Source organism: Nonomuraea sp. NPDC051941 (assembly GCF_044593615.1).
Genome location: NZ_JBIUCF010000064.1, coordinates 34,632 through 50,918, shown reverse-complemented (window position 1 = coordinate 50,918; position 16,287 = coordinate 34,632). Strand labels below are relative to the sequence as shown.

The 16,287-nt window shown below is 72.6% G+C and carries 15 protein-coding genes; 11 read left to right on the top strand and 4 right to left on the bottom strand.

Going from position 1 to position 16,287, the window contains the following annotated elements:
• The first annotated feature begins 78 nt into the window (after positions 1 to 78).
• A complete protein-coding gene (gene hutH / locus ACIHFD_RS59420; protein ID WP_397374486.1) occupies positions 79 to 1,761 on the top strand; it encodes a histidine ammonia-lyase in 1,683 nt (560 codons plus the stop codon).
• A 13-nt stretch (positions 1,762 to 1,774) separates the two neighbouring features.
• Here hutH and ACIHFD_RS59415 read toward each other — a convergent pair whose 3' ends face one another.
• Complete coding sequence (locus ACIHFD_RS59415; protein WP_397374485.1) at positions 1,775 to 2,749, bottom strand: NAD(P)H-dependent flavin oxidoreductase; 975 nt, start codon at positions 2,747 to 2,749, stop codon at positions 1,775 to 1,777.
• A gap of 133 nt (positions 2,750 to 2,882) precedes the next feature.
• On the opposite strand from ACIHFD_RS59415, the gene ACIHFD_RS59410 reads away from it, so the two are divergent.
• A complete protein-coding gene (locus ACIHFD_RS59410) occupies positions 2,883 to 3,353 on the top strand; it encodes a MarR family winged helix-turn-helix transcriptional regulator (protein ID WP_397374484.1) in 471 nt (156 codons plus the stop codon).
• Between the two features lie 145 nt (positions 3,354 to 3,498).
• Here the strand turns inward: ACIHFD_RS59410 and ACIHFD_RS59405 are convergent, their stop codons facing one another.
• The gene (locus ACIHFD_RS59405; RefSeq protein ID WP_397374482.1) at positions 3,499 to 4,218 is read right to left on the bottom strand and encodes a hypothetical protein; all 720 of its coding nucleotides are present in this window, start codon (positions 4,216 to 4,218) and stop codon (positions 3,499 to 3,501) included.
• Positions 4,219 to 4,393: 175 nt separating this feature from the next.
• Here ACIHFD_RS59405 and ACIHFD_RS59400 point away from each other — a divergent pair, with 175 nt between their 5' ends.
• The 6 genes from ACIHFD_RS59400 to ACIHFD_RS59375 all read left to right on the top strand — a co-directional run bounded on the left by ACIHFD_RS59400 (position 4,394) and on the right by ACIHFD_RS59375 (position 10,474).
• Complete coding sequence (locus ACIHFD_RS59400; RefSeq protein ID WP_397374481.1) at positions 4,394 to 4,855, top strand: hypothetical protein; 462 nt, start codon at positions 4,394 to 4,396, stop codon at positions 4,853 to 4,855.
• A gap of 125 nt (positions 4,856 to 4,980) precedes the next feature.
• Positions 4,981 to 6,567, top strand: a complete 1,587-nt coding sequence (locus ACIHFD_RS59395) for a flavin monoamine oxidase family protein (RefSeq protein ID WP_397374480.1) — start codon at positions 4,981 to 4,983, stop codon at positions 6,565 to 6,567.
• A 14-nt stretch (positions 6,568 to 6,581) separates the two neighbouring features.
• The gene (locus tag ACIHFD_RS59390) at positions 6,582 to 7,211 is read left to right on the top strand and encodes a Rid family hydrolase (RefSeq protein ID WP_397374479.1); all 630 of its coding nucleotides are present in this window, start codon (positions 6,582 to 6,584) and stop codon (positions 7,209 to 7,211) included.
• Between the two features lie 178 nt (positions 7,212 to 7,389).
• Positions 7,390 to 8,019, top strand: a complete 630-nt coding sequence (locus ACIHFD_RS59385; RefSeq protein ID WP_192783476.1) for a TetR/AcrR family transcriptional regulator — start codon at positions 7,390 to 7,392, stop codon at positions 8,017 to 8,019.
• Entirely contained in the window at positions 8,016 to 8,906 is an 891-nt protein-coding gene (locus ACIHFD_RS59380; RefSeq protein ID WP_350741410.1) for an ABC transporter ATP-binding protein, read from the top strand. The genes ACIHFD_RS59385 and ACIHFD_RS59380 overlap by 4 nt, the downstream gene beginning before the upstream one ends.
• Positions 8,903 to 10,474, top strand: a complete 1,572-nt coding sequence (locus ACIHFD_RS59375; RefSeq protein ID WP_397374478.1) for an ABC transporter permease — start codon at positions 8,903 to 8,905, stop codon at positions 10,472 to 10,474. The genes ACIHFD_RS59380 and ACIHFD_RS59375 overlap by 4 nt, the downstream gene beginning before the upstream one ends.
• A gap of 7 nt (positions 10,475 to 10,481) precedes the next feature.
• On the opposite strand, the gene ACIHFD_RS59370 is transcribed toward ACIHFD_RS59375, so the two are convergent.
• A complete protein-coding gene (locus ACIHFD_RS59370; RefSeq protein WP_397374477.1) occupies positions 10,482 to 10,934 on the bottom strand; it encodes a hypothetical protein in 453 nt (150 codons plus the stop codon).
• Positions 10,935 to 11,105: 171 nt separating this feature from the next.
• Here ACIHFD_RS59370 and ACIHFD_RS59365 point away from each other — a divergent pair, with 171 nt between their 5' ends.
• The 3 genes from ACIHFD_RS59365 (at position 11,106) to ACIHFD_RS59355 (ending at position 15,033) form a co-directional block, all read left to right on the top strand.
• Positions 11,106 to 11,327 carry a hypothetical protein gene (locus tag ACIHFD_RS59365; protein WP_397374476.1) on the top strand — a complete coding sequence of 74 codons (222 nt, stop codon included), beginning with the start codon at positions 11,106 to 11,108 and terminating at the stop codon, positions 11,325 to 11,327.
• 88 nt (positions 11,328 to 11,415) lie between these two features.
• Positions 11,416 to 14,142 (top strand): ATP-binding protein, encoded by a 2,727-nt coding sequence (locus tag ACIHFD_RS59360; RefSeq protein WP_397374475.1) that lies wholly within the window; start codon positions 11,416 to 11,418, stop codon positions 14,140 to 14,142.
• A gap of 3 nt (positions 14,143 to 14,145) precedes the next feature.
• The gene (locus tag ACIHFD_RS59355; protein WP_397374474.1) at positions 14,146 to 15,033 is read left to right on the top strand and encodes an alpha/beta fold hydrolase; all 888 of its coding nucleotides are present in this window, start codon (positions 14,146 to 14,148) and stop codon (positions 15,031 to 15,033) included.
• Here ACIHFD_RS59355 and ACIHFD_RS59350 read toward each other — a convergent pair.
• Positions 15,023 to 16,273: an aldehyde dehydrogenase family protein gene (locus ACIHFD_RS59350; RefSeq protein ID WP_397374473.1), complete on the bottom strand. Its 1,251-nt coding sequence runs from the start codon at positions 16,271 to 16,273 to the stop codon at positions 15,023 to 15,025. The two genes, ACIHFD_RS59355 and ACIHFD_RS59350, sit on opposite strands and share 11 nt — an antisense overlap.
• Between the last annotated feature and the right edge of the window lie 14 nt (positions 16,274 to 16,287).

Below are 16,287 nucleotides of genomic sequence, written 5' to 3'. Positions count from 1 at the left end.
GAGCCGTCTTCTACGCCGTCCCGTCCCGTGTCTAAAAGGGAGCGTTGCTGATCCGCGTCGCGAAGGCCGGGGGACACGTTGACCACCAGTGTTGGACGAGCAGCCGCGGGTGCGGTCCTGCTCGTCGCCATGTTCGTACCGGGCCAGGCCGTCGCCACCCCCGAACGCCCGCCCGCGGCGCCGCCGCCGCGGGCGCTGAGCCTGGTTCTGGACGGAAGCTCCTTCTCGCTGCGGGACGCCTTCGCGGTCCTCTCGGGCCGCCCCGTCACCGCACAGCTCGCGGCGACCGTGCCGGCGACCATGAACCAGACGCGGCAGGGGGCGCTGGCCGCCCTGGCCAACCAGCGCGTGTACGGCTGGAACCAGGCGCTCGGGCCGCTGAAGGACCGCCCCCTCACGCCCGAACAGGCCGAGCAGTTCCAGCACAACGTCCTGCGCTCCCACGCCGCGGGCGTCGGCGAGCCGCTGCCCGACAACGTGGCCAAGCTGGCCCTGATCCTCAAGGCGAACCAGATGGCCAGGGGAACGTACGGGGTGCGGCCCGAGGTGCCGCAGCGCCTGCTGTCCATGGTCAACGCCGGAGTCATCCCGCGGATGCCGCAGATCGGGTCGCTGGGCACCGGGGACCTCCAGCCGCAGGCCGCCGCGGGACTCGCGGCGGCCGGCGAGAACGCGCCCGTACGCTACCTGGGCAGGGAGGGGCCCGCCTCCGAGATCCTGCCGCAGGCCGGGCTGCCCAGGGACTTCGTCTTCCAGGCGGGGGAGGCGCTGCCCATCATCAGCGGCAGCACCGTCGTGGCCGCCGTGCTGATGAACGCCGTCTACCGGGCCACCACGCTCGCCGACCAGGCGGAGGGAGCCTTCGCCCTGTTCATGGAGGCGACCAGGGCCGAGCAGGGCTCACTCGACGCGCGTACCCACAAGGAACGCCACATCCCCGAGCAGGACGCGGTGGCCACGCGGCTGCGCGCGATGGTGGCGGGCTCGGGCTGGATGACGGAGGAGGGCCGCAAGCGCCTCGACCCGGCGAACTACGAGCCGCGCATCCAGGACGCGGTGTCGGTGCGGGCGGCGCCGCACATCCTGGCCGGCCTGCGGCACGCGCTGGCCGAGGCGCGCCGCGCACTCGTGCGGGAGGCCAACTCCTCGACCTCCAACCCGCTGGTCTTCCTGCGCGGGGACGGTCAGGGGTACGAGTTCGTGATGGGCGGCAACTGGGACGCCTCCATCATGGGACACCTGGCCGACACCCTGAACGCGGAGATCACCGACGTCGGGGTGCTGTCGCAGGAGCTGTCGGGGCGGCTGCTGTCGCCCAAGTGGAGCTACGGCCTGCCCGCCAACCTCGCCGGCGGGACCGTCGGCCTCAACTCCGGCATGGTGCAGGTGCAGACGGTGGCCGCCGCGCTGGTCCCGGAGATGCAGGTGAGGGCCACGCCGGCGGGAACGCTGTCCCGGCCGGTCAAGGACGGGCAGGAGGACCACAACACGATGGCGATGGCCTCGGTCAGGAACCTGCAGCAGAACCTGGACCGGCTCGGGGTCGTCCTGGCCGTCCAGTACATGATGGCGGCCCAGGGCATCGACCTCATCGCGCAGAAGATGGAGGGCCTGCCGCTCGGCGCCGTCACGCGGTCCCTGCACGCGGAGATCCGGCAGCACATCACCCCTCTGGGCGACGACCGCTACATGACTCCCGACCTGGAGCGCGCCATCTGGCTCGTACGCAACCGCCGCCTCGTACCGACCGCCGCCGCCTGACGCCGGAAGCCGCTCAGCTTTCCGGCTGCCTTCTGCCCGCGCGGGCCAGCGCGTTCTCGGCCTGCGCGGCCAGGCGGGCGACGAGGTCGGCCGCGGGCGGCAGGTCCGTGATGAGATCGACGGCCTCGCCGGCCCACACCGGCAACGCGGGCACATCCCCGCGTGCGACGGCGTCCTGGTAGTCCTGCCTGGCCTGGGGGTCCCCGGCCAGGTCCGCTTCCCGGCCCAGCCATCGATCGATGAACGGGTGGCCGAGAGTACGGGCGGTGTACTTCGAGGGCCACTTGGAGCCGCGGGCGATGTCCAGCACCCGGCTGCGGCTGGTGTCCTGCCCGCGGCCTTCGACGATCGACCTGGCGGCCGAAGGGTCGACCAGGGCCTCGGCGGTGGCCTGGAACCGGGTGCCGATGAGCGCCCCGGCGGCGCCCAGAGCCAGCGCCGCGGCCACGCCGCGACCGTCGGCGATCCCGCCCGCGGCCAGCACGGGCACCGGAGCCACCAGGTCCACCACGACCGGTACGAACGGCAGCGTCGACCGTCCATGCCGGGCCCCGTGCCCGCCGCTCTCGGTGCCCTGCGCCACGATGACATCGGCGCCCGCGTCCATCGCCTGCCGGGCCTCCTCCAGGTCGGTGACCTGAATGATCAGCGTCGTGCCGGAGGCCCGGACGCGCTCGGCGAACGGACGTGGATCGCCGAAGGACAGCATCACCGCCCTGGGGCCGTGCTCCAGCACCCGCTCGACCGCGCCGACGTCGGTCGCCCAGACCTGGAAGCCGACACCCCACGGCTGGTCGGTGCTCCGCGTGACGATCGGCAGCTCGCGGGCCAGCCAGTCCGGGTCTCCGTTTCCGGAGCCCAGCAGCCCCAGCCCGCCGCCGTTGGAGACGGCCGCGGTCAGCGCTCCGCCGGCCGAGCCGCCCATCGGGGCCAGCGCGATCGGATGCCGTACCCCGAACAACTCCGTGAACTCCGTCATCAATGCCATGATCGCCATCATCGCTCATCGGCGGCGACAGCGGGCGGCGGGGCAGACCGTTTGCCAGCCAATCATCTTATGTAAAACGATCTGAGAGGAGATGGATGTGCGCTAGACTGGCGGCCCACTCGGGAGGAGAGCGATGGCGGCGACGACCAGGACGACGGGCCGTGGGGCGGCATACTTCCCGCGACTCGCCGCCGAGCGGCTGGACATCGCGCTGTGCCGGGCCTCGTCCGCCGTGGCCCGCGCCGCCGACGCGCACGCCGCCGAGGAAGGGCTCGGGGTCGGTCAGCATCTCGTGCTCCAGATGCTCGACGCCGTCGGCCCCTGCTCCCAGCAGGCGCTCAGCGAGGAGCTGCGGATCGACCGCAGCGTCATGGTCGGCGTCTGCGACGACCTGGAGCGGGAGGGCCACGTCCGCAGGGAGCGCAACCCGCGTGACCGGCGTTCCTACGCCGTCACCATCACCGACTCGGGCCGGCGACGGCTCGCCGAGGCCCAGGCCTCGATCCCGGCCTTCCTCGACGACACCTTCCACGCTCTCACCGGCGACGAGCGCAGCCAGCTGAGCGCGATCCTCGCCAAACTGCTGGGGCAGCAGCGCCAGTAGGACCTTGCTGAGAAAGGCCGCGAGCCCGCTCGCGCAGAGCGGGCTCGCGGGTCCCGGCGGCGTTCTCGCTACGGCTCACCGGGGCGGAGGGGTTCGGTCGGCCGCGGGCAGGTGGTGGTGCCGTCCTGCTGCCGCGGCCGGGCGGTCAGCCCAGGTTCCAGACGGAGGAGATGCGATCGTTCCATCCGCTGGGGACGAGGGTCGGGATGTCGGCGAAGGGCTGGACGAACAGGGAGCTGCCGCTGAAGTTGATGTGCTCGTAGTAGCGGACGGAGTTGTTCGTGCTGCCCATGGAGCTGATGACGTCGTTCCAGTCATGCAGGTGGAGCGGGCCGTGGTGGACGCTGGTCAGGTCGTTGTGCGCCTGCCGGGCGCCGCACCAGAACCAGTCGCCGCCGTAGTCCACGTGCTCGAACATCTGGACCTGGCCCTGCGTCGCAGGGCGGGGGTCGGCCGCGCGCAGTTGCGAGGCCGCCCACGCCGCGCCGTTGAGCGCGCTGTCGTCGGTCAGCGCGACCAGGCGCTCGGTGCCGTAGATGTAGGTCAGCGGACGGCCGTCGAACCGAGCCAGGTCGCGGGGATCGTGTTCGACGCCGTCCACGACCACCGCCATGGCGGGCGCAGGGTGGGTGATGGGCTGGGTCGAGACGGCCGCGGGCCTGCTCAGCGCCTGGGCGGCGTCCATCTGGATGGGCGGGGCGGAGCGCGGCGCGTTGACGGCCTTGCTGACGAGCGCCTCCAGCGTGGTGATGCCCCGGTCGCGGAGCAGCGCCAGCACGTCGCCCTCGTTCAGGCCGCCGACGTGGTCGGAGAACTCCAGGAACCGCTCGATCTGGCGGCGGGCCGGGGTCGAGATGCTTGTCACGGGTTTGCCTCCCCCTGTTAGTGGTGCGAACTCCTTCATGGTCGGGCGGGGCGGCGGCCCGGGCATTCCCCAGTGTTGGGGATGGTGTTCATGGTCAATGCCGCTATGAGCATCTTGGGCGCGGCAAGTGCCGGGCTTGATCGGCTGTTGGGCTCGCGGCCCATATGGTCCGGACATGCTTGGAGACACCGCTGGGGCGGACGCGGCCGCACCGTGGGGCGCTGCGGGGATATCGTTGATCGGCATCGTGGTGCTGGGAGCCTGCTCGGCGCTGATCCGGGGGCGGACCCGGCGGCGCACCGCCCGCCGGGAACGAGCTCGCCGGGCCGCCCTGGATCTGGCCGCGGCGGTCGAGGACGTCCGTACCGGCATGCGCGACGCGACGACGCGGCACGAGCGCGGCGTCGCCCTGGCGCGGTGGCGATCCCGATGGATGTACGCCGCCGCCATGATCGCTCTCGTCGACCCCGCCATCGCCAAGGACGTACGGGCTCAGGGACGACGCCTGTACGCGGACCTCATGTCCGTCGAAGTGCTCGGCACGGCCTGGCCGGTCGGCGGCATGCGGCGCGAGTCCGGCCAGCTCCTGCACGCCAGTGCCCGTGACCTCTACGCCCGCTGTTCCAGCCGAGGCTGACCCTGAAACCTCACTTTTCACTACAAACCCGATGATCTGCTTGCAACGCGCAAACAACACACCGACGGATGAACGGCAACAAACCGCATCCAGACTCACCTCCAGCAAAATCTTGGAGGTAAGTGTTGGGGTACAGCAGACGCGATTTCCTGTCCGCCGTCGGTGTCTCCGGTGGGGCAGGCGCGCTCTTCGCGACCATGGGCGCGCTCGGGCTCGCGCCGACCGCCGAGGCGTCCGCGAAGGGGACCTTCGACCCGCCGCAGCAGTCCGACTTCTCCCTCGCCGGGCGGTCCGCGAAGAAGGTCGTGATCCTCGGCGCCGGGATAGCCGGCCTCGCCACGGCGTACGAGTTGGGCAAGGCGGGCTACGACTGCACGATTCTGGAGGCGCTCGACCGGGTGGGCGGCCGGAACTGGACCATCCGCGGCGGCGACCGCGTGACCGAGCTGGACGGCTCCACGCAGGTCTCGAAATTCGGTGACGGCGTCTATCTCAACGCGGGGCCGGCCCGGCTGGCGCAGTGGATGGTCACCATGGACTACTGCCGCGAGCTCGGCGTGGACCTGGAGGTCTTCACCAACTCCAACGCCCAGGCGTACATCTACCACCAGAACATGCAGGCCCCCGTCCGCTGGCGCACGGCCAAGGCCGACGTGTACGGATACGTCTCGGAACTGCTGTCGCGGGCGACCGACGCGGGGGCGCTCGACGCCGCGCTCACGGCACAGGACAAGGAGCGGCTGATCTCCTTCCTGTCGGGCTTCGGGGCGGTGGGGGACAAGGCGAGCGGGTTCAAGTACTCCGGAGGCACCCGCCGCGGCCACAGCGTGAACCCGGGCGCGGGCGAGCAGCCGGGCACGGTCCTCGGGCCGGTGCCGTCGCTGTCGGAGGTGCTGGCCAGCGGCGTCGGTCAGCGGTTCGCGTTCGAGTTCGGCTACGACCAGGCGATGCTGATGTTCCAGCCGGTGGGCGGCATGGACGCGATCCCGCGGGCCTTCGCCGGCAAGATCGGGCGGCAGCGGATCCGGCTGCGCGCCAAGGTCACCAGGATCACCGATCTGCCGGACGGCGTGGAGGTCGAGTACGAGGACCGCCACGGCCGTACCCAGAAGATCAAGGCGGACCTGTGCGTCGCGGCGATGCCCCCGCACATCCTGGCCAAAACCGCGCACAACCTCGGCCCGGAGGTCCAGGCCGCCCTCGCCACCCCGACCCCCACGAACGCGGGCAAGATCGGCCTGGAGTACCGCCGCCGCTGGTGGGAGGTCGACGAGGACATCTACGGCGGCGTCACCGCCACCGACCTCGACCTGGGCACGATCTGGTACCCCTCCTACGGGTACGGCGGCTCGCGCGGCATGGTCGTCGGCTACTACAACTTCGGCGCCCAGGCCGACGCGTACGCCGCGCTGAAGCCGGCCGAGCGCGAGCGCCGCGCGATCGAGCAGGGCATGAAGATCCATGGTGCGAAATATCGCGACGAACTGGCGTCGTCGGTGTCCATCGCCTGGAAACTCCAGCCGCACATCGAGGGCGCGTGGGTGGGCTGGCCGTCCCGGCAGGGCGCGTACCAGCTGCTCGGCAAGCCCGCCGGGCACGTGTACTTCGCGGGTGACTGGCTGAGCTACATGATCGCCTGGCAGGCGGGAGCCCTGGAGTCCGCCCGCAAGGTCGTCACCGAGCTGCACCAGCGCGTCCTGAGCACCTCCTGAGAGGACACCTCCGCATGAAGATCCGCACCATCGCCCTCCCCGCGGCCGTCGTCCTCGTCCTCGGCACGGGTACGGCTGCCGCCACCCCCACCTGGTCGCCCCGGCCGCAGGAGGTCAGGCCGTTCCTCCCCGAGGGCAACACCAACCCGGCGATCGCCGACGGAGTGGCGCTCGGGAAGCAGGTGGCCACGTACACCGCCAGCGGCCTGGGACCGGCGGCGGGCAACCCCGCGGCCCCCGCCGACTCTCCCGAACGCTACGTCGACCTCCCCGGCGGAACCCTTCCTCCAGGCGTCACCCTCACCGAGGCCCAGGCCCTCAACGTGCTCAAACGCGTCAAGGCCAACCTCACCGCGGCCGGGCTTGGCCTGGCCGACGTCGTCTCCATGCGCGCCTACCTGGAGAAGCCGCCCGGAGCCGAGTCGGCGGACTTCGCCGGCTGGAACCGCGCCTACCGCCAGTTCTTCGCCAACACGGATCTGGCCACCGCCCGGCCCGTACCCGTCCCGCTCGGCACCGCGCCGCCCGCCCCGCCCATGGAGGTCAACCCGGCCCGCCCGGCCCGCGTGACGATCGAGATCGCCAACCTCCCGGTCGCGGGCTGGCTCGTCGAAGTGGAGGTCGTCGCCGCCTACAAGCACTGACCTCGGCGCTGCCGAGGCTGGTGTGGGCTCTGTTGTCCAAGGGAAGAAACATGAAGGCGCCGCCTCTGCTCACGCACTGAAGAGAGGCGGCGCCTTCATCGTTCCCGCCACCGGCCTCCGACGCCCGATTGGTTGAACGCTTGCATGGCAACCAATACAACTGTATAGAATGCTGGACGTGCGACCAATTTCTGAAGAGGACCTGACCACGCGTGCCCGCATCCGCGACGCCGCGATGGCGTTGTTCGCCGAGCAGGGGGTCAAGGCCACCACGATCCGCGGGATCGCCGAGGCGGCCAGAGTCTCGCCCGGCCTGGTGCAGCACCACTTCGGCACGAAGGAAGCGCTGAGGCAGGCCTGCGACGAGTACGTCCTCAGCTACGTGCGCGAGCAGGTCACCGCCGGCGTCACCGACCGCAACCTCGAGAAGCCCGAGTTCATCGAGAACGTCCACCGCACCGCGCCGCCCCTGATGAAGTACCTCGGCCGCGCGCTCGTGGAGGGCTCCCCGGCGGCGGCCACCATGTTCGACGACCTCGTGACCGTGACGGAGCAGCATCTCGCCAACGAGGACCAGCACTCCGAGGCCGACCACCGCGCCCGCGCGACCGTGCTGACGGCGATGAAGCTCGGCATCACGGTGCTGCACGAGCACGTCTCCCGCGCGCTCGGCACGGACCTCTACGCCCCGCAGGGCGCGCTGCGCGTCGGCAAGGCCCAGCTCGACCTGATCAGACCCGAATTCCTCGGCCGCGAGCTGTTCGAACAGGCGCGGACCGGGCTGGAGAAGTTCGAGGGACAACAATGAACGCCGCAGTGCGCGCCGACGGCCTGGTCAAGACCTTCGGCCAGGCAAGGGCCCTGGACGGGCTCGACCTCACCGTCAGCACGGGGGAGGTGCACGGCTTCCTCGGCCCCAACGGCGCGGGCAAGACCACCACGATCCGCATCCTGCTGGGCCAGATGCGCGCCGACGGCGGCCGGATCGAATTACTCGGCGGCGACCCGTGGCACGACGCCACCGAGCTGCACCGAAGGCTCGCCTACGTGCCCGGCGACGTCACCCTGTGGCCCTCGCTGACCGGCGGCGAGGTCATCGACCTGCTGGGCAGGGTACGCGGCGGCCTCGACCCGCGGCGGCGCGCCGAGCTGCTCGAGCACTTCGAGCTCGACCCGCGCAAGAAGTGCCGCACCTACTCCAAGGGCAATCGGCAGAAGGTGGCGCTGGTGGCCGCCTTCGCCTCCGACGTGGAACTCCTTGTGCTGGACGAGCCGACCTCGGGCCTGGACCCGCTGATGGAGGCGGTCTTCAACGACTGCGTCCTGCGGGAGAAGCGCGACGGCCGCACCGTGCTGCTGTCGAGCCACATCCTGTCGGAGGTCGAGACGCTGTGCGACCGCGTCAGCATCATCCGCGCCGGCCGTACCGTCGAGTCCGGCAGCCTGGCCGACCTGCGCCACCTCACCCGCACCTCGGTGACGGCCGAGCTGATCGGGCCCGCGCCGGGGCTGGCCGCGCTGCCCGGCGTGCACGACCTGACCGTGGACGGCGCCCGGCTGCGCTGCCAGGTGGACGGCGACGCGCTGACCGCGGTGCTCGCCGAGCTGGCCAGGGCGGGCGTGCGGACGTTGACCACGCAGCCGCCGACGCTGGAGGAGCTGTTCCTGCGCCACTACGAGGGGGCCGCCGCATGACCGGCACCCTGACCCTGATCCGGCTCATCCTGCGCAGGGACCGCGTGCTGCTGCCGGTGTGGATCGCGATCAGCGCGCTGCTGCCGGCGAGCATCGCCTCCGCCACCAGCGACCTGTACGCCGACCAGGCCGCCCGCGACGCCTTCGCGGCGGCCTCGGCGAGCAACCCCGCGCAGCTGGCCATGCGCGGCCACATCTACGACGCGAGCGTCGGCGGCCTGACCGCCTGGACGCTCGGCTCGTCCCTCGCGCTGATCGGCGGGCTGGTCAGCATCCTGCTGGTGACCAGGCACACCCGGGTCGAGGAGGAGACCGGCCGGCGCGAGCTGCTGTCGTCGGGCGTCATCGGCCGCCACGCCCCGCTGGCCGCCACGCTCGCGGTCGTGCTGGCCGCCAACCTGTTGCTGGGCCTGCTGTCGGTGGTTCCCCTGATCGCGAGCGGCCTGCCCGCGGGTTCCTCGCTGCTGTTCGGGCTGTCCACCGCCGGGGGCGGCTGGGCGTTCGCGGCCGTGGCGGCGGTCACCGCGCAGCTCACCGCGTCATCCGGTACGGCGCGCGGCATCGCGATCGCCGTCGGCGGCCTGCTGTTCGCGCTGCGTTCGCTGGCCGACACCGGCGGCATCGGCTGGCTGACGTGGCTGACGCCGTTCGGCTGGGTCCGGCTGACCAAGCCCTACGCCGGCGACCACTGGTGGGTGCTGGGGCTGATCGCGGTGGCCGTCGCCGCCGTGGCGACGGCCGCCTTCGTCCTGTCCACCCGGCGCGACGTGGCCGGCGGCCTGGTGCCCATCCGCCAGGGGCCCGCCACCGGAGGGCTGCCGGGCGCGTTCGGCCTGGCCGGACGGCTGCACCGGAGCACGCTCGCGGGCTTCGCGATCGGGTTCGGCCTGCTGGGGGCGCTGCTCGGCGTGTCGGCGCGCGGCCTGGACACCCAGCTGGACACGCCGCAGTTCCAGCAGCTGGCCGCGACCGTCGGCGGCGCCGGTGCCCGCATCTCGGACGTGTTCTTCACCTTCGTGATGTACGTGCTCAGCCAGCTCGTCACGGGGGCGGCGCTGGTGTCGGCGCTGCGCGCCCGCGGCGAGGAGGCGGCGGGCCGGGCCGAGCTCCTGCTGTCCACCCCCGTCGGCCGGCTGCGCTGGGCGCTGAGCCACCTGGTGTTCGCCGTCGTGAGCCCGGCGCTGCTGCTGGCCGTGCTGGGCGCGGCGGCCGGGCTCACCTACGACGGCGACGTGGCCCGCGTCGCCGGGGCCACGCTGGCGTACCTGCCCGCGGTCTGGACCGTGGTCGGGATCGCGACGCTGCTGTTCGGCCTGCTGCCCCGGCTGGCGGTGGCCGTGAGCTGGACCGCGCTCGGCCTCTTCCTGGTCGTGGATCTGCTGGCGGAGTTCAAGCTGGCCACCGGGATCGTCCTGAACCTGTCGCCGTTCGTGCACGTGCCGGCGATGTTGCTGGGCGGCTCCTCGTCGGCGGTGGCGCCGCTGCTGGGGCTGACCGCGGTGGCCGTCGCCCTGGCCGCGGCGGGGCTGGCGTTCCTGCGCCGCCGCAACCTGGTGCCCTCCGCCTGATCCCCGCTCAGGCTTCCGTCTGGCGAGCCCTGGCGGTCGCGGCGGCGTACTCGTCGGCGGTCATGCCGAGGTGGGGGTAGCTCTGGTGGAGGTCGTGCTGGTCGTCGGCCCACTGCTGGTAGTCCCGCCGGACGGTCAGCTCGTCGGAGTCGACGATCCGCGCGATGTCGGCCCAGGTGGCCCCCGCCTGCAGCGCGTGATGGACGTGGGCGGGATGGCGTACGGTGCGCGCGATGCACTCCGCCAGCGCCAGCAGCTCGAGGTGCTCGGCCACGGTGAGCGCGGGCCGGTCGTCGGCGCCGTGCCGGGCGGGGTCGTAGATCCCCCGGGTCACCAGCTCGACCCGGGCGCGAGCCGCCGCGTCCTTGGCGGCCAACGCGTCGTAGCGCTCCAGCTGCCGGCTGACGGGCATGTCGAAGCGAGCGTCGCGCCAGGTCGTGATGGGCTCGGGCGTGGTCATGACGACTTCTCCAGGGCGGTCGGGGTGTCGGTTTCCGGGCGTCTCAAGTACACACCCATTCCGGGCCGGATGTGGCGGCGAGAATTGTCGGTGGCGTCCGGCATGGTAGGTCCCGCGCCCGGGACGTCTCCCGGGCGCACCGTGCACGCGAGGACCTTCGGAAGGGCTTTCATGACAGCCGACCAGCCGCTCATCTGCTCCACGTGTCAGGGTGTGATCGTCGGGGCGCAGGACAGCGCCTACACGCCCGCTCGGGGGCGGCTGATCGTCACCAACGGTTACTGCCGGGGACAGTGCTCCGCCACCCCGCCCGAGCCGGCGCGCGACGAACCTGCCGAGAGCACGGCATCCTCACCCTCCGACCAGCCGACGCCCGCATCCCTCACTCCGTGAAAGCGGGCGGCGGCCACGCCTTCGCGGCGCTCCCGTACGAACGCCGGCCCGCCGGGGGTGTCCGGATTTGGGCATACAGTGGGCGCTTGTGCTGTTCGGCAGATCGGCGGAGATCGCCGCCATCGATGACGTGATCTCCCGGGCCCGCGAGGGCGCGGGCGATGCCCTGGTGCTGCGGGGCGAGGCAGGCGTGGGCAAGACGGCCCTGCTCGACCTGGCGGCCTCCCGGGGCGGGTCCATGCGGGTGCTCAGGACGACCGGCGTCGAGCCCGAGTCCGACCTGGCCTTCGCCGCGCTGCACCAGTTGCTGCGGCCGGTCGCCGGGCTGCTGGACACGCTGCCGGAGCCGCAGCGCGAGGCCGTGCGCGGGGCGCTCGGGCTGGGCGGGGGCGCGTCGGGGGACCGGTTCCTGCTGGCGGCCGGGGTGCTGTCGCTGCTGGCCGAGGCCGCCGCGCCGGACGGGCTGGTCTGCGTGGTCGACGACTTCCAGTGGGTGGATCGGGCCTCGGCGGACGCGCTGCTGTTCGCCGCCAGACGGCTCGGCACGGAGCGGATCGCGATGCTGCTGGCCGTGCGGGGGGACGCGCCGGTGAAGGGGGTGCCGCCGCTGCGGCTCGGCGGCCTGCCGGAGCCGGCGGCGGCCGAACTGCTCGACGCCGCGATGCCGCCCGCCGTCAAGCGGGAGCTCGTGGCGGCCACCGGTGGCAACCCGCTGGCCCTGCGCGAGATCGTACGGCGGTTGGGCCCCGGACAGCTCGCCGGCCGTGAGCCGCTGCCCGATCCGCTGCCCGGCGGCACGCAGCTGTTCGGTGAGCAGGTGGCCGCGCTGCCGGACGACGCCCGGCTGGTGGCCCTGCTCGCCGCCGTGGAAAGCGACCTCGACCTGGTGCTGCGCGCCGCCGGCCGGATCGGCGCGGGCAGGCCGGCGCCGCACGGGCTGGGGGCTGCCGGGGCGGCGGAGGCGGGGCGGGCGGCGTTGCATGAACTGGAGGTCGCCGGGCTGGTGCGGGTCGAGGGCGCGTCCGTACGATTCCGTCACCCCCTCATCCGCTCGGCCGTGCACGAGGCCGCGGCGCCGGCGTCCCGCCGGGCGGCGCACGAGGCGCTGGCCGGGCTGTCCCAAGGGAACCGCCGCGCCTGGCACCTGGCGGCGGCCGCGCTCGGCCAGGACGAGAGCGTCGCCGCCGCGCTCACCGAGACCGCCGCCCGGGCCCGCGACCGCGGCGGGTACGGCGACGCCGCCACCGCCCTGGCCAGGGCCGCCGAGCTGACCCCGGCGCCGCACACCCGGGCGGTCAGACTCAAGGACGCCGCCATGGCCGCCTGGCTCGGAGGCCGTCCGGGGCAGGCGGAGTCCCTGCTGGCCGAGGCCCGCGACCACGCGGGCGGGGACCGCGCGCTGGAGATGGAGATCGCCCAGCTGCGGGGCAGGTTCGAGCTGAACTCCGGAAGCGCCGCCGAGGCGGTGCGGATCCTGGCCACGGGCGACAGCCTGGACATGCTGGCCGACGCCGCCGAGGCGGCCTCGTACGTGGGCGACACCGCCGCCATCGTCGAGATCGGCCGGCGGGCCGCGGCCTTCCCCGAGGGGTTCCTGCGCGACGTGCTGGCCGGCATCGGCCTGATGCTCTCCGACGGCACCGGGTACGAGATGCTCAGGCGGGCGCTGGGCAGGACCGGGGAGCTGACGGAGGCGGCCGGGTTCCTGTGGGCGACGGCGGCGGCCAGTTACCTGGGTGAGGCCGATCTGGGGATCGATCTGGTAGCCCGGGCGGGCCGGGTGGCCAGGGTGTCGGGGATGGTGGGGCAGCTGCCGGTGGTGCTGGAGTTCGTGGCCACCGGCGAGCGGATCGCCGGGCGGCTGGCGGAGAGCCAGGCCATCTCCGAGGAAGGGCTGGAGCTGGCCCGCGAGGCTGGCTACGCCAACACGGTGGCCGCGCACCTGGCCAACCTCGCGGTGCTGGCCGCGCTGCGTGGCGAGGAGGAGACGTGCCGTAGGCACGCCCAGGAGGCGCTGGCCATCGCGATCCCGCACCGGGTGGGCCTGCGCGCGGGCGTGGCCGCGTACGCGCTGGCCATGCTGGATCTGGGGACGGGCCGTTTCGCCGCGGCGCACGACCGGTTCACCGCGATCACGGCCGCCGGGCCGGGGGCCGGGCATCCGACGGTGGTGTGGCGCTCGACGCCGGATCGCATCGAGGCGGCCGTGGGCGCGGGCGACCTGGAGGCGGCGCGGGCGGCGCTGGAGGCGTACGAGCGCTGGTCGGCACAGGCGGCCACCGCGGAGTCGCGCGCCCTGCTGACCCGGTGCCGCGCCCTGGTCGGCGCCGGCCCGGAAAAGGAGCTGCCGGACAAGGAGCTGCCGGAAAAGGAGCTGGAGGAGGCGCTGCGGCTGCACGCGAACCCGTACGAGGCGGCCAGGACCGCCCTGCTGCTGGGCGAGCGGCTGCGCCGCGCGCACCGGCCCGGCGAGGCGCGGCCGCATCTGCGGGCGGCGCTGGAGACGTTCCGGCGGGCGGGCGCGGAGCCGTGGGCGCGGCGCGCGCACGGCGAGCTGCGGGCGGCGGGCGAGAGCGCCGAGCCCGCCCGCGGCCCGGCGCTGGACGTGCTGACCCCGCAGGAGCTGCGCATCGCGGGCCTGGTCGCCGACGGCCTGTCCAGCAAGGAGATCGCCGCGCAGCTGTTCCTGAGTCCGCGCACGGTCGAGTACCACCTGTACAAGATCTATCCGAAGCTGGGCATCGGCACCCGTACGGATCTGGCGCGGCTGGTAGTTCTACAGAAGGCGCCCGTAGCTGGAGGCGGCATGCTCTGAGTCATGCAAAACGTGGAGATCTGGAGTGAAGAGTTCGGCGCGGCTGCTGACGAGCCGATTGTGCTGGTGATGGGTTCGATGTCGCAGGGGGTCCTGTGGCCGGATGAGTTCGTGGGTCGGCTGACTGCCGGTGGCCGTCGGGTGGTCCGGTATGACCACCGCGACACCGGCAGGTCGGCGACCGTGGACTTCGAGAGGGAGCCGTATACCTGGAGCGACATCAGGGACGACGTGTTGCGGGTGTTGGAAGCGCATGGTCTGGAGAGTGCGCATCTGGTGTGTCATTCGGCGGGTGGGCTGCTGGGGCAGTTGATCGCGGTGGAGCGGCCGGAGCGGGTGCGTTCGCTCACCGTCATCGGTTCCTCGCCGCTCGGCGGGGGTGAGGGGATGGTGATCATGCGGGCGTTGATGGGTCAGCCGCAGCCGGAGGGGAGTTTGCCGGAGCCGGCGCCGGAGTTCGTGGCGCACTATCAGGGGTTGATGGCTTCGCCGCCGCCGGCCGATCGGCGTGAGCGGATCGAGGCGATGATCGCTGAGCAGCGGGTGCTGCATGGTACGGGGTTGCCGTTTGACGAGGATGCTGCTCGCTGGCTGCAGGAGCGCATCTACGACCGGGCCCGGAACCTGGACGCGGTGGTGAACCACCGCCTGGCTGCGATGGCTCAGCCGGACTTCGAGCCGGTGGGTGTGCTGGATCGGGTGAAGGTGCCCACGCTGGTGATCGAGGGCACTCATGAGCCGGCCAAGCCGGGTCATGGCGCGATCATCGCTGAGGGGATCCCGGGGGCGCGGTTGATGATGGTGGAGGGTATGGGGCATACGCTGCCGCCGGAGGTGCACGAGGAGCTGGCGGACGCCATCCTCGCGCACACCTCCGAAGTCAGGACGTGAGCCGCCCGCTCGGCACGACCACGTACTGCCGCAGGTACAGGTCCCGGAAGCTCACCGGGCCGCGCGGGCCGGGCACCCGGTCGATGTTGATGCCGGTCTCCGGCAGCCGCAGCAGCTTGAAGCCGTCGAGGAGCCGGGTGGTGGAGTTCCAGAACACCCCGGAGCCGGCGTAGGCGTCGATGAACTCCGCGGCGGCCGCCGGATCCTCGGTCGCGACGGCGGCCGCCAGCCCGGAGGTCTCCTCGTTGGCGATCCGGGCCGCGTGCAGCGGGCCGTCGGCGGCGTCGACGGTCACGGTGGCCGCGCGCTCCGGGTCGAGCGACCACTCGTACCCGCGCGGGTGGGCGTGCGGGGGCAGGGACGCGCCGATGCCCAGGCGGTCCAGGACCTCGAGGACGCCGGGCAGCCGCTCGTCGTAGCAGGACCGGTCGATGAGCAGCAGGTTGAGCCGGTTGCACACGCCCAGCCGGTCGAGGCTGCCGGTGATGAGCCGGTGGACGGTGTCGTCGTCGGCGGCCGAGTGGATGTAGAGGACGCCGCCGCCGTCGGCGTGCGCGAGGGTGCGCACGCCGTGCCTGGCGGCCTCGCGGCCGAGGCCGCGGGTGCTGTCGCCGCTGCCGCGCAGAATGACCAGCGGGATGAGCTCGGGCAGCGACACCAGCGCGTACGCCGCCGAGCGGTCCTCGCTCGGCACCAGCTGGACGGCGTCCGGGTCGAGCCCGGCGTCGGCGAGGGCCGGTGCGATCACGTGCTCCACGATGGCCCGGGACGAGCGCAGCGCGGCCGAGCCGGTGCGCAGGACGCCCGCGTTACGTGATTTGAGGAATTGGGAGGCGATGTCGAGGGTGACGTTGGGACGCGCTTCGAAGTTGGCGCCGATCACGCCGACGGGTCGGCGGCGTTCCAGCAGGGTCAGGTGATCCGGACGTTCCTCGAGGACCTTGTCGCGGGGCTCGTGCGGCACGTCCGCCAGGGTGCGGAGTTCCGCCGCCATGCCGTCCAGCCGTGCGCCGGTGAGGCGCAGGCGGTCCTGGAGGGCGGGTGACATTCCGGCGGAGACGGCTGCGGCGAGATCCTCCTCGTTGGCGGAGACGAGGGTGCCTCGTGCGGTGCGCAGCCGCTCGGCCATGCCGCGTAGCGCGGTGTCGATGGCGGCGTCCGTCGCGCGTTCGAGAGCCGGGGAGCTCTGTCGGGCCCGGATCGCGCAGGTGCGCACCGCGTTGTCGGTGGAGCTGGTCAAGGTCGTCCTTTCGC